This window comes from Nonomuraea sp. NPDC049158 (genome assembly GCF_040648335.1).
GTDB lineage: Bacteria > Actinomycetota > Actinomycetes > Streptosporangiales > Streptosporangiaceae > Nonomuraea.
This window is the reverse complement of the sequence record NZ_JBEZDM010000006.1, coordinates 207,347-219,797: the sequence shown is the minus strand read 5'-3', so window position 1 is coordinate 219,797 and position 12,451 is coordinate 207,347. Positions and strand designations below refer to the sequence as shown.

The following is a 12,451-nucleotide window of genomic DNA, read 5'->3' as shown; positions in this document are numbered from 1 at the left end:
CCCGGTCGGTCGGTCGGTCGGAGGAGCGTCAGCGCTTGAAGCGCAGCACGTCCAGCTCCGGTTCCGTCTTCGCGGTCATGAGCTGGGCCGTGGGGATGTCCGAGCGGTAGTTGCTCGGCGTGAGCAGCAGCTCGACCTCGGCCGCCTGCGCGGCCGGCACCCGGGCGTAGGCCGTCATCCGGTACGGCTCGCCGACCTCCATCTTCTCGGCCGGTGTCGTGTCGTCGCCGACCAGGGCCACCCAGGTACGGCCCTGTCGATCCGTCACGAACAGCTCCTTGGGCCTGGCCGTCTTGAACTCTCCGTCCTTGTCGACGGCCGACCGGGTGATGTCGATCTTGACGTAGGCCGAGCCCGGCTGGGGCTTGTTGCCGGGGACCTGCGGCACGGTCTCCATCGTGGACTTCCAGCTGACGTGCTTGACCGTGACGGACTGCCCCGCCGGTACGACCTGCTCCTGCTTCGCCGGAATCTGCCCGGACCTGACCAGATAGACGTGATAGCGGTCGTAGGTCGTCGCCCCGAGCGCCACGACCAGCGCGGCCACGGCTCCGAGCGCCGTCAGCACGGGCCGCCGTCTACGCGGCGGGGGAGTCACGGCGACCGGAGCGATGGCCGGAAGCTCGGCGGCGACCGGAACCTCCACGGTGGCCGGAAGCTGGGCGGTAGCCGGTCCCGAGAGAGGGGCCGGTTCCGCGGGAGAGGGCGGTCCCACGGGAGGAGGCGGGACAGCGGGGAGAGGCGGGACGGACGGCCGGGGAAGCGGCCCGGCGCTGGGGATGGCCGGGATCGGCTGGGTGGAGGTGTCCACCGAGGGTTCCGTCCGCTTGGGCGGCCACACCTGCTGGTCGGGAGGGACCACCCGCGTCGCGGCCGAACGGCGGCGCCGCGGCCGCGGCCTCTGAGATCGAGGTTGCGGCTGGGACGGAGGCGGCGCCTGGGGCTGGGGCTGGTCCGCGTTCTGGCCGGCCGGAGGAGAGAACCAGCCGCGGTCGTCTGTGCTCATCAGCTCTTCTTCAGAATGTAGACGTCGCTGGGCGCGGACTTGAGCCGGGCCGCTTCCGGGCCGTCGATGCCCAGATCGACCTCGGCCTCCGGTTCGTACGGCTCGACCAGTGCCGATCCGGGCAGCTTGAACACGACCCGCGCGCCTTCGAGCGCCGAAGCGGGGATCTCGAAGACGAAGTTGCCGCTGACCCAGAACTCCGGCTGTACCCAGGGATTGGCCAGCGTCTCGGACGGCTCGATCTTGTCCGTGGCGTCGTAGCTGACGCCGTCCGGGGTCAGCAGCGCGGGGGCGGCCAGGTGCATGGGCTTGGTGGCGGAGGTCGCGGACGCCTGGACGATCAGGAAGAGCTGCTCGGTCTCCACCTTCTTGGTCCCGGCCTGCACGGCTCGTGCCACGGTGACCGAGGTGACGCGGACGGCGAACCTGCCCGCGTTCACCTCCTGGCCCTTCGCGCCGACGGTGGTGATGGGCGCGTCCATCTCGTTCGGGGTCAGGTTGCGCGTCTGGAGGCCGACGGCGCCGCCCAGCAGCACCAGGCCGACGAGGGCGCTGAGCACGCGCGAGCCGCCCTGCCGGCGGGCGCGGGAGCGGCGGCCGGGCGGGCGGCGGGACGCGGTGGCGGTCATGTCGCCTCCGCGCCGTGCACCGGGAGCGTCACCTGGGCCTGGACGACGGGGCGCCGTCCGTTGCCGGGCACTCCCGAGCCGGGCACTCCCGAGCCGGACTCTTCTGAGTCGGTCTCTTCGGAGATCAGGCTCCAGTGGAAGGACGGGTCGTTGAAGCCCGGCTCGTATGCGAAGCCCGCCACGTCCAGCGTCACCTTCTGCGGAGGTTTGGCCGCGCCGTCCAGGTCGTAGCGGAGGATGACCGTGGTCGGGACGCCCGGCTGAAGCTGGCCGCTCTGCGCGTTCTTCGACAGGCTGTAGACCGTCGGCACACCCTTCGCCTGAACCTGCGGGGTCACCTTGACCAGCGACCCGGCGAAGCTCGTCGCCGAGATCGAGCCCTCCGGCTTGCTAGGCGGAAGGCCGACCATGGCCGTGGCCTTGCCCTGGTTCGTCACCTTGAAGGTCAGCTCCACGAAGCGCTTGTCGGTATCCCAGTCGGCCTTGGCCTTCTGCGTGGCCACCTTGGCCGTCACGAACTGCGTACTGAACTGCCCCTGGTCGAGCACCGCCCCCTCCCCGTATTGGGGCGGCGCCGGATCGGGAACCTCGGCGAAACCGCCGAGCAGGGCGGTGATGCCGAGGGCGGTGAATGCCACCAGGGCCACTGCCGGCACCACTACCGGGCGTTTGGGCTTGTTGCTGCCGCCGGAGGGTTCCGTCATGGGTAAGGATGGTAATAGGTCACGCTTGCCCCATCTGCCGCTAGCCTCCCATCTGGCTGGTCTAATTGCCGAGAACCCTGCCGCAGCAGGGGGTCTAGCTCATACGCTGTCACGGAGCGGAGGGTCAGCCCCCACTAACGACATATCGCGGCCGGAGGGTCACGTGGCGGACGTGCATCCCGAGCATGCGCAGCTCCAGGCGGACCGCATCTACCTGGGCTGGCAGTACATCCTGCTGCACCCCGATCCAGGACCACCGCCCAAGCGCCCCTCGCCCGGCGAAGAGGAGGTCCCCTCCGCGGAGGCCGACCAGGAGCTGCTGCGCCGCGAACGCTTTCAGGAAGACCTGCTCAACCGGCCCGTACGGGTGTTCAGGGTGTTCATGGTCATCCTCACCGTGCTCATACTCGGGCTGGCCATCGCCGGTTACCTGCAGTGGTCGTTCGCACTGCTGGGTCTGGGCGCGGCCGGCGGCGTGGCGATCATCTGCAGCTACGCGCTGGTACAGGGTGACCGCGCGGTCCGCTACCGGGTGAGCGAGCAGCAGGCCCGTGACGACCGGCAGCGACGGGAACGTGACAAAGAGCTGTTCCGCGCGCAGGAGGAGCACGCCCAGCGCTACCGCGAGTGGCAGGAGGTCAAGGAACGCCACGACCGCCAGCTCACCTGGTACGCCGTCGCCGTCCCCGACGAGATCGACCGCATCGACGTGGCGGGCGGCACGCTGCCCGGCTGGTCGGCGCTGATCACCCTGCTCGGCGCCACCCGCCTCTACAGCGGCGGCCACCTCACCGTGCTCGACCTGTCCGAGGGCGCGATCGCCAAGGACCTGATCGAGCTGGCCCGGCGGGGCGGCGACGACCCGCTGGTCTGGGTGCTGCCGACGGACCTGCCCCGGCTGGACCTGGGCGCGACGCTGAAGCCCGAGGCGTTCGCCGACGTACTCGCCCATGTGGTCAGCGTGAGCGAGGAGCATCGCACCACGCGCGACCTCAGCTTCGACAACGCGATCCTGGAGCGGGTGCTGGAGGTGCTCGGCGAGAACGCCACGATCAACCAGGTCACCGCCGCGCTGCGGGCACTCGCCCAGGTCGGCGACCCGCGCGACGATCTGAGGTTCGGGCTGATCACGGCGTCGCAGCTCGAACGGATCGGCACGCTGTTCGGGCGGGGCGTCAGCGACCGCGTGGTGATCGAGCGGGCCTGGGCGCTGGAATCCCAGCTGCGCAAGCTGGAGACGCTCGGCACGGAGGCCGTACGGCTGCCGCCGGCCAGGTTGCGGGTGGTGAGCATGGACCGCCAGGCCGGGGTGTTCGGCAACCGGGTGCTCGGCACCTATGTGGCCACCGCGCTCACGCACATCCTGCGCCAGTCGCCCGCCGCCGACCGGCCCTGGTATCACACGATCATCGTGGCGGGGGCCGACAAGCTCCGCGGCGACGTGCTGGACCGGCTCATGGACGCCTGTGAGACGTCCAGGACCGGCCTGGTGCTGACGTACCGGAGTCTGACCCCGACCGTGCGGGAGCGGCTCGGCAGGGGCCACGCGGCGGTGGCGTTCATGCGGCTCGGCAACGCCGAGGACGCCCGAGTGGCCAGTGAGCACGTCGGCACCGAGCACCGGCTGGAGCTGGCCCAGCTCACCGAGACGATCAGCGACTCGATCCCCGGCCTCGACGGCGGTTACACCTCCACGATCTCCCAGGTCGAGGACGCCACGGAGGAGCGTGGCGACAACCGTACGGACCTCGCGGAGGACCTCGTGGAGTCGACGGAGTGGGGCAGGACGGCCGACAAGATCGCCGAGAAGGAGCGGGTGCTGCAGCGCTCGCGCGAGTTCCTCGTCGAGCCGCACCAGCTCCAGCAGCTGCCCACCACATCCGTGATCGTCACCGACGCGACCGCGCAGGGCCGCCGGGTCCGCCTGGCCGACGCGAACCCGGCCATCCTCACATTTCCCAAGACCACGCTCGGCGAGCTGGACGACGTCCGCGAGGCCGTACTCGCGATCGACGGCAAGGGCGGAGACGGCGACGGAGAGCCGCCGCCGAACCTCGGCCCGCCGCCGCCACGCCTGGACTGGCGCAAGGACAGGCAATGACATGGTCAATGTCAACGTGGCGCGCTGACGGTAGGCGGATTTTACTAGCAACCGTCTGTGGGGGAATGAAATGCAGTCGAGTGTCTCGCTGAGCGGGCCCTGGTACCGAATCCAGTCGATCGCGGCACCCTCGCGAAGCTCGTCGGCGGAGTGGGACTTCGTCACCGTGCTGCCCGCCGTGCTGTCCGCCGCCCAACGTGACCGGCCGTTCGTCATCGGGTGGCTCTCCCGCGGCTCCGGGGCGCCGCTCGAGCTCATCACCAACGCCGGGCCGCTGTCGCCGCCACGCCAGCCGCGCCGGGCCACCGACGCGCCGGGGGCGCCGGCCGGGCCGCAGCCGCTGCTGTTCCCCGGCGGGGCGCGCGGGGTGCAGCTCGACGAGGAGTACCTGGCCGATCTCGCCGACCTGGTGTGGACGCCGTGCCCGGGACGGCAGGCGCCGCCGCTGGGCGGCCGGCGCGAGTTCGGCGGGCTCGAACCCGATGAGCTGAAGCGGCCGACGCTGTTCGAGGCGACGCTGGTCACCCTCATGTCGAGGCCGTTCGCGTGGCTGGTGGTGGCCGAGCCGACCGACCTGCTCGACGCCGAGGTCGCGCACCTGCGCACGCAGCTCAACGTGCTCAGGCAGTACGGCGACGCCTCCGAGCGCAGCAGGTTCGACGCCGAGCGGGCCGAACGCCGCATGCAGGAGCTCGACGCCTTCCGCGAGGCCGGGCTCTGGAACGTCCGCGTGCTCGCCGGCGGTGCCACGGCCGAGGAGCTCCGGCAGATCGCGCCGGTCCTGGTCGGCTCCGTCGAGATGAGCCACCACCCCTACCGGCTGCGCAGCGCCCAGGGCGCCGTCTACGGCCTGTCGGAGGCGCTCGCCCTGACGATGCAGGACCCGGCCGACGGCGCCGCCGCGCCCTTCGCCGCGACCGCCGGGGCCCTGGCGGCGCTGGCCGGGCTGCCCAGGCGGGAGGTGCCGGGCGTACGGGTGCTCGAGTCCGGGTTCTTCGACGTGACCTCCGAGGCCGAGGAGGGCGAGCTGGACCTGGGGGAGATCCTCGACGGGCAGGACCGGTGCGTCGGCTCGTTCCGGGTGCCGCTGAGCACGCTCAACCGGCACGCCTTCGTCACCGGGGCCACCGGCTCGGGCAAGTCGCAGACGGTCAGGCACCTGCTGGAGCAGCTCAGCAGGGCCGGCATCCCGTGGCTGGCGATCGAGCCCGCCAAGTCCGAGTACGCCGCCATGGCCGGCCGCATCGAGCCCGGCACGGTCACCGTGATCAACCCGTCGGCCCCCGCGGGCGTGCCGTTCAGCATCAACCCGCTGGAACCCGAGCCCGGCTACCCCGTCCAGGCCCACATCGACATGGTCAGGGCGCTGTTCATGGCGGCGTTCGACGCCGAGGAGCCGTTCCCGCAGATCATGTCGCTGGCCCTGCAGCGCGTCTATGAGGCCACCGGCTGGGACGTGGTCACCGGCGGCGCCGTACCGGGCTCCAAGGTGCCGCCCAGCGTGCCGACCCTCGAACTGCTCCAGCAGCACGCCATGGACGTGATCCGGGAGATCGGCTACGGCCGCGAGGTCCAGGCCGACGTGGAGGGCTTCATCTCGCTGCGGCTGCGCTCGCTCCGCGTCGGCTCGGCCGGCCGCTTCTTCGAGGGCGGCCACCCGGCCGACATCGGCGGCCTGCTGGAGCGCAACGTGGTGCTGGCGATCGAGGACGTGGCCAACGACGAGGACAAGGCGTTCCTGATGGGCACGCTGATCATCCGCATCGTCGAGCACCTGCGGATGCGGGCCCGGCAGGAGAAGTCCACCGGCCTGCGCCACGTCATCGTCATCGAGGAGGCCCACCGGCTGCTGCGCGACCGCGGCACCGGCCGCGCCTCCACGCACGCGGTCGAACTGCTGGCCGGCATGCTCGCCGAGATCCGGGCGTACGGCGAGGGCATCGTGGTGGCCGAGCAGATCCCCACCAAGCTCGTCACCGACGTGGTCAAGAACACCGCGCTGAAGGTCGTCCACCGGCTCCCCGCCGAGGACGACCGGCAACTCGTCGGCGGGGCCATGAACCTCAGCGAGGAACAGTCCCGCCACGTCGTCTCCCTGCAACCGGGGTCCGCCGCGGTGTTCGCCGACGGGATGGACCGCCCGCTGCGCGTCCGGGTGCCGCTCGGCGAGTCCCGCGAGAAGCTGCTGGCCAGCCCGGCCCCGCCGATCCGGGGCCGAAGATCGGCGGCCTGCGGCAGCCAGTGCCGCACCGGCCAGGCGTGCACCCTGGTCGAACTCCGCGAGGCCGACGTCCTCGCCGACGCGCCTGACTGGGCCTGGCTGCGCATCTGGTGCGACACGGTCGTCCTGGCCTTCGTGAGCAACCGCCCCCTGCCCGGCGTACCTCGCGCACTGACGGCCGCCTGGTCCGAGCTCCCGGCCAGGCGCCGGGAGTGCCTGCTGGCCACCCTGATCGAACGCTCGGTGCAGCGCCGGGCCTGGTCGCTGCGTAGCTGGTTCGACCCGGCCCTGCTCACCGAGAAGGCCGCCGAGACGGCCACCCGCCTCCTCGCCGCCGTGGACAGCGGCGGCGAACGCCCCGGCGCCTCGTGGGTCATCCCCCAGGTGCGCTGGCTGCACGAGGTCGACAGACTCTTCCCGTACGGCCAGCCGGCCCCGAACCTGCGCAGCCCGGCGCCGCCGATGGAGTACGCCCTGTTCCGCAACGCGCCCAACGGCAGCTCGGCCGAACTCCTGCAATCGGAGCTCCTCGGCCACCGCGCCAAGGCCCTGCGCCACCACCCGCTGTCGATGGAGGTCGACCACAACAGGGCGCTGGCCTGGCGGGTGATTCTGGGCGACGACGAGAGCGAGGGCGTGCAGCGCGACATCACTACGGTCGCGATCGGCGTCGACCCGTCGTCACGATTGCGGCACGTGGGGCAGACGATGGGGGCGGGGTGGTTGGAAGGGGTACTGTCTTGGCCACGGCGGTTCGTACTGCCGTTTGACCGGGACGGCGCCCCGGAGCTCTCTTTCGCCGAGCCGGGCTGAGCTTTACAAAGGGCTCGCAGTCAGCCTTCGCGTATTAGGAAGCTCGGCGCTCGTCGCAAAGGGCTCGCAGTCAGCGCTTCGCGCATTGGAAGCTCGGCGTTCTTCTTTTGGCGCTTGTCGCGCACTGCAAGGGCTCGCCCATGGGGCTCGGCGTGCTCCCCGGGGCCTTCGGCCCCTCCTATGCGAGGGCAAGCCCTCGCGCTCCCACGCTCCGCCACGGCCAGACCATGGGCGCTAACGTGCGGCGTGTGCTGCCTGGGCACGCTCGACGACTGGGGGTGCTGTAATTATCCAGTTACTATATGTGACCGATCGTGGAGACCCCCCATGCGACAGATCCGCACAACCCTCGCCGCCCTCACCGGCACACTCCTCACCCTGGCTATTGCCGAAGTCTCACAAGCTACCGCCGCTCACGCAGCGGAGATCGTCATCATCGACGGGGACACCACGACGGTGAGGGAATCGGCCCGCATCCCCGTCGCCTGCCCGGCCGATCAGGTCCTGCTCGGCCGCGCCCACTTCGGGGACGAGAACGGCGAGACCACCTACTACTGCGGCCTGATCCTTATTGACGGGCAACGCGTCAAGGTCGGCGCACCGTCCTGGAGCGACGCCCAGCGAGAGAGCAACTCGTTCTTCGCGGCTCCGCAGAATGAGGTCCTGGTCGGTCGGCAACATTCCGGCGATGAGAACGGGCCCACGCGCTACGCCACCGCCAGAATGAGCGCGTGGGGGCGGACCGTCGAACTGACCTCCTACCGCTGGACCCCCGGACAGAGGGAAAGCAGCAGCCATTCCATGGCAGACGACTACGAAGTCATGGTAGGTCGCCAGCACTCCGGAGACGAAAACGGCCAGAGCCGCTACCAATACGCCAGGATCGCCGACTAGACCTCGGCGACTGTCGGGCCACCTCCGATCGCCCCTGGTGGCCCGACAGCTCCACCACCTCCAGCAGGTGGGGCGGCGAGACAGCACCCCGAGTTGGCCACCCGGCAGACAGAGGCAACCTCTGAAGCGAAGGAGGAGGGCAAGCGATGAGCCCCGGACGCAATTGGCGTGAGGTCAAGGCGGAAGCGCACCGGTTGTATCCCGAACTGGCTGACCCGCAGCGGCGAGCTGCCGCCGATGCGCAGCTGGATGCCTACGTCGCCGGTCATCATCTGAAAGAACTGCGCGAGTCTCGCGCTGAATCTCCTCACGCTGATCCCGGCGCGAACTTCCCGATGGTGCTGATCGTCGAACACCCATGATCAGTACCATCGGGGATTTGGGGCGCCATGCGTGCACCGCGCATGATCGTAATAACAGCCATCGCGCTGGCGGCCGTCGGCTGTTCCGGCTCATCGGCTTGTAAGGGCGCTGTCCGGCGCTTCCCACTACTCGCCCGGCCTGGTCATTCCGGAGCGGAGCCGCCGCCGGAGGCATGATCAAAATTCGCTGCGTCTCCGCCAGTACAGGAGAACGCCCGATCGCCACGCAGGCGACCGGGCGCTTCCTCTAAAGGCTGGACTATGTGCGTGCTTAATCATCCAGGTCAAATTGACCAAGTTGGGCACCGCCGATGAAAGCCCGCCACTCGGCAGGCGTGAAGATGAGTACCGGTCCCTGTCGGTCCTTGCTATCACGAACGGCCACGACCTGGCCCAGGTTGGTGGCAACCTCCACGCAGGCTCCACCATCGCCATTACTGAGGCTGCTCTTACGCCATTCGGCACGAGATAGGTCTATAGGAGCTTGCGTCTTAGGGTTCATCCTGATGGACCTTCTCTCTGGTGCGCCCAACTATTTGATCTCTTTCGCCACTTGCGCGATGAAGGCGCGGGAAGCTTCGACTGGTAGAGCTGATGCACGTAGGTGGTCGAACGCCACCAGGTAGGAGTCTGTTTCAGGACTCTTTTCCAAATACAGACTACCTGTCTGATACTCGATGTATATTACTGCGCCCGCTGGTGGCGGGAAGCTGAGGGCGTGGAATCCGCCGCCCATCGCTGCGTGTGCTCCAGCGGTGAAGGGAAGCACTTGAAGGGTTACGTTGGGAAGCTTGGTAGCCTCCACGAGCCGCGCGAGCTGCGCACTCATGATCTCCGGTCCCCCCACCACGCGGCGAATGACCGCTTCGTTGATCACCGTCCAGAGCTGCGGCGCTTCTGCTTGTGTGAGCAACGCCTGCCGAGCTGTACGTACGGCAACCATCTGCTCGATCTCGTCATCGGTTCTGCGCTTCTTGGCTTGGTGTAGGGCTCGGGTGTAGTCCTCCGTCTGGAGGAGACCGGGGACGAACTCGCTCTCATAGATCAACAGCGAAGACGCCTCGGACTCCAGACCCAGGTAAACCTGGAAGGACTCGGGAACTGCGTCGCCGTACGCCTGCCACCAGCTTCGTTGCCGTGCTTCCCGGGCAAGCGCCAACAAGGGCTCGGCGTCGGACCTTGCGAGCTCGTACACCGCGAGCAGGGCTCGAACATCGCTCGTTCTGACTGCACGCTTGGCAGTCTCGATCCGGCTGAGCTTGGTTGGGTGCCAATCGACCTCATCGGAGACCTGTTCGAGCGTGAGACCACGCTCTTCGCGCAAACGACGCAATTCGGCAGCAAGACGTCGGCGGCGAACCGTGGGGCTCTGCATCGGTATCGGGACCTCTTTCATTGCTCTGCCAGTCTGCCAGTGCGGCCAGTCAAATGCCCATCCTTTGGACACTTGCCATTTGGCACTTGCCATATGGCGTTCGCTGCATAACACTGGCCATGTTGACAGCAGGCGAGGGTGCAGTTGTGGAAATCTACTTAACGCTGCGTAACGATCCAGTCGCAGAACGCTTGCCGCAGCAGACCTGAGACCGCACGCGGTCGAACACAGGAACGACTCTCGGCAGAGGAAGGCTCGCCGTGGGAGCGAAGGGGGCGCATCTCCCGGTCGCTGGCGTAGGTGGCGAGGTGGCGCATCGTCCTTGCCGGCTCGCAAGACACGACCCTCGTCATGAATAACCCCTGACCCCAAGGAAGATCCGTTATGCGGTCCTTCGATCACGATGAGGAACAGTTCATTCACTTAGTGCGATTGTTGTGGGATCTCTCTCGGCTCGGGCTGGCCCTGGAGTGGCCTCGAAGGGACGAGCCGTTCATCTCCATTCCTCGGGCGCGTGGGGCTTTGCGGGTGCGGGCTGCGTTGAGGGGTGATTCCTGGGTCTTCACCTGGGGTCATGGTCGGGGTCGGTGGGTGGATGCGTACGACGAGGACGCGGTTGCACGGGTCTGGGAGGAGACGCAGTGAACGAGCGGTTTCTTGGTGAAATCGTGTTGCCGGGGGTGGCGCAATCGGTGGCGGTGGCCCGTCGCTGCGTCGGGGAGATACTGGCGGCGGCAGGGCTCCGAGTCGTAGAGGACGTGCGGTTGATCGTCAGCGAGTTGATCACCAATGCGCTGATTCATACCGCGTCGGGGCTGCACGGCGGAGTGGTGACGGTGGAGGTCGTCGCCGTTGATGCCGAGATTGTTCGCGTTGAGGTGACCGATGACGGGTCGGACACGGTTCCACGATCGCGTGTGTCTGGCGATGACGATTGTCACGGGCGAGGTCTGTGGCTGGTCGAGCAGGTCTCGGTCAAGTGGGGCGTGCGCCTGTTGGGTGCGGGGCAGCGCGCGGTCTGGGCGGAGATGTTCACGGGTCAGGTCGCGCCTGTCTGCGGTGGGGAAGACTTGACGGTCGGGGTCGCGCACAGCGGGCGGCAGGTGAGGGGGTGAGTTGGGTGATGAGTCAGTGGCGGTTTCCTCCTCATTGCACGGCGCCGCATGTATCAGCCGTGCAGTCGCACTACGAGGAGCTGGCATGGAACGATCCACACGAGGGTGAGCCGGACGGTCGGGTCCTGCGGTGGACCTGCGAGTGCGATGAGGTCGTTTACGAACTGATCACGCTCGGCGGGTTGCGCTTCATCCGCCGGACGGCTTTTCGGGCGCGGAAGAGCGTCATTCGTGAGAGTGATCGCTGGTCTTTCCGTGTGGCAGATGCCATGTGGAGCGCTCTGCTGATGGGGCGCGCGAGATGATCCGAAGATCATCGGGCGGGGGAACGTCGTGCGCTGGCTGTGTCGATCTTGTGCGGTCGGAGAATGCCGCCGAGAGGGGTTATGAGGCGGGGTGTGGTGAGGCTATGAGCGCAGCCTGCCGAGTGAGGGCTGTCGGGCCCTCGTCGCCTAAGGCACTCGCCCGATAAACGCCCAAGCAGTCGCCTAGCGACCAAAGATCGCTAGTTAGAGGGCAACGCCGCATCCACGTTGCAGCACAGCACAGCCTCTGATGGCCATCGGGCGGATAGCCGCATCTGGGCGTCTGCGTCCACACCCGGTACCGAGCACCCGTGCTGTTTGGCTGATCCGCCTGAAAGAGGCGGACGGGGAGGGGCACGATGGGTCTCTCACCCGCTGGCCAACTCGTGGAGGAGAAGGTGCAGGACGCCTTGTTCAGCGGCTCGTCCGCCGAGCCGGAACCGATCGTGATGACCCTGTACGCCGAGTATTACGAGCTGATGTGGCAGGGGCTCAAGACACACGAATTCCGGCGCCGGTTCCTGCGCGACCAGCCGGCGAGGTGGTGGGTGTACCTGAACGCGCCAGTCTCCCGGCTCATGGCGGTCATCGACCTGGGCCCGGCAATCGTGGGCAGCCCGGAGGAGGTCGCGGCGATCGCCGAGCGGGTACGGCCCGGTAATGGGGCCAGCGTCCTGGAGTACGTCCAGGACTTGGAGCAGGCGTACGCGATCCCGATCCTGCAGGTGCGCGAGTACGGGGGCCTGTCGGCGGAGGAGTTGCGCGAACATCTCGGCTCGTGGCACCCGCCGCAGGGCTATCTGCGGCTGCGCAACCCGGGAAACCTGGACATGCTGCGCATCTGCGAGAAGATCGCAGGTGGCGAGCTGATCCGGCAGATGACCGTGCAGCATCCGTAGCTGCCGCACTGCGCCGGGAGGTGAAGG

Annotated in this window: 11 protein-coding genes; 6 read left to right on the top strand and 5 right to left on the bottom strand. The window is 68.3% G+C overall.

Annotation, left to right across the window (positions count from 1 at the left end):
• Nucleotides 1-28: 28 nt before the first annotated feature.
• From AB0B61_RS16200 to AB0B61_RS16190, 3 genes are all read right to left on the bottom strand, one after another.
• On the bottom strand, nucleotides 29-646 hold the full coding sequence (locus AB0B61_RS16200) for a hypothetical protein (protein ID WP_358432143.1): 618 nt from the start codon (nucleotides 644-646) through the stop codon (nucleotides 29-31).
• Between the two features lie 359 nt (nucleotides 647-1,005).
• On the bottom strand, nucleotides 1,006-1,635 hold the full coding sequence (locus AB0B61_RS16195; RefSeq protein ID WP_358432142.1) for a hypothetical protein: 630 nt from the start codon (nucleotides 1,633-1,635) through the stop codon (nucleotides 1,006-1,008).
• Nucleotides 1,632-2,339 carry a hypothetical protein gene (locus AB0B61_RS16190; RefSeq protein ID WP_358432141.1) on the bottom strand — a complete coding sequence of 236 codons (708 nt, stop codon included), beginning with the start codon at nucleotides 2,337-2,339 and terminating at the stop codon, nucleotides 1,632-1,634. The genes AB0B61_RS16195 and AB0B61_RS16190 overlap by 4 nt, the downstream gene beginning before the upstream one ends.
• A 163-nt stretch (nucleotides 2,340-2,502) precedes the next feature.
• Here AB0B61_RS16190 and AB0B61_RS16185 point away from each other — a divergent pair, with 163 nt between their 5' ends.
• The 4 genes from AB0B61_RS16185 to AB0B61_RS16170 all read left to right on the top strand — a co-directional run bounded on the left by AB0B61_RS16185 (nucleotide 2,503) and on the right by AB0B61_RS16170 (nucleotide 8,730).
• Nucleotides 2,503-4,440, top strand: coding sequence for a hypothetical protein (locus AB0B61_RS16185; protein WP_358432140.1), 1,938 nt, complete (start codon nucleotides 2,503-2,505; stop codon nucleotides 4,438-4,440).
• A 70-nt stretch (nucleotides 4,441-4,510) separates the two neighbouring features.
• Nucleotides 4,511-7,474, top strand: coding sequence for an ATP-binding protein (locus tag AB0B61_RS16180; RefSeq protein WP_358432139.1), 2,964 nt, complete (start codon nucleotides 4,511-4,513; stop codon nucleotides 7,472-7,474).
• 327 nt (nucleotides 7,475-7,801) lie between these two features.
• Entirely contained in the window at nucleotides 7,802-8,368 is a 567-nt protein-coding gene (locus tag AB0B61_RS16175; RefSeq protein ID WP_358432138.1) for a hypothetical protein, read from the top strand.
• Between the two features lie 146 nt (nucleotides 8,369-8,514).
• Complete coding sequence (locus AB0B61_RS16170; protein ID WP_358432137.1) at nucleotides 8,515-8,730, top strand: hypothetical protein; 216 nt, start codon at nucleotides 8,515-8,517, stop codon at nucleotides 8,728-8,730.
• Between the two features lie 271 nt (nucleotides 8,731-9,001).
• On the opposite strand, the gene AB0B61_RS16165 is transcribed toward AB0B61_RS16170, so the two are convergent.
• Both AB0B61_RS16165 and AB0B61_RS16160 read right to left on the bottom strand, forming a co-directional pair.
• Nucleotides 9,002-9,232: a DUF397 domain-containing protein gene (locus AB0B61_RS16165; protein WP_358432136.1), complete on the bottom strand. Its 231-nt coding sequence runs from the start codon at nucleotides 9,230-9,232 to the stop codon at nucleotides 9,002-9,004.
• 30 nt (nucleotides 9,233-9,262) lie between these two features.
• A complete protein-coding gene (locus AB0B61_RS16160; protein WP_358432135.1) occupies nucleotides 9,263-10,126 on the bottom strand; it encodes a helix-turn-helix transcriptional regulator in 864 nt (287 codons plus the stop codon).
• A 620-nt stretch (nucleotides 10,127-10,746) separates the two neighbouring features.
• On the opposite strand from AB0B61_RS16160, the gene AB0B61_RS16155 reads away from it, so the two are divergent.
• On the top strand, nucleotides 10,747-11,220 hold the full coding sequence (locus AB0B61_RS16155; protein ID WP_358432134.1) for an ATP-binding protein: 474 nt from the start codon (nucleotides 10,747-10,749) through the stop codon (nucleotides 11,218-11,220).
• Nucleotides 11,221-11,884: 664 nt separating this feature from the next.
• Nucleotides 11,885-12,424, top strand: coding sequence for a hypothetical protein (locus AB0B61_RS16150; protein ID WP_358432133.1), 540 nt, complete (start codon nucleotides 11,885-11,887; stop codon nucleotides 12,422-12,424).
• Nucleotides 12,425-12,451 lie beyond the last annotated feature (27 nt).

Coding starts and splice junctions, on each gene's coding strand:
- AB0B61_RS16170 (WP_358432137.1), top strand. CDS start 8,515: ATGAGCCCCGGACGCAATTGGCGTGAGGTCAAGGCGGAAGCGCACCGG.
- AB0B61_RS16195 (WP_358432142.1), bottom strand. CDS start 1,635: ATGACCGCCACCGCGTCCCGCCGCCCGCCCGGCCGCCGCTCCCGCGCC.
- AB0B61_RS16165 (WP_358432136.1), bottom strand. CDS start 9,232: ATGAACCCTAAGACGCAAGCTCCTATAGACCTATCTCGTGCCGAATGG.
- AB0B61_RS16175 (WP_358432138.1), top strand. CDS start 7,802: ATGCGACAGATCCGCACAACCCTCGCCGCCCTCACCGGCACACTCCTC.
- AB0B61_RS16180 (WP_358432139.1), top strand. CDS start 4,511: ATGCAGTCGAGTGTCTCGCTGAGCGGGCCCTGGTACCGAATCCAGTCG.
- AB0B61_RS16160 (WP_358432135.1), bottom strand. CDS start 10,126: ATGAAAGAGGTCCCGATACCGATGCAGAGCCCCACGGTTCGCCGCCGA.
- AB0B61_RS16190 (WP_358432141.1), bottom strand. CDS start 2,339: ATGACGGAACCCTCCGGCGGCAGCAACAAGCCCAAACGCCCGGTAGTG.
- AB0B61_RS16150 (WP_358432133.1), top strand. CDS start 11,885: ATGGGTCTCTCACCCGCTGGCCAACTCGTGGAGGAGAAGGTGCAGGAC.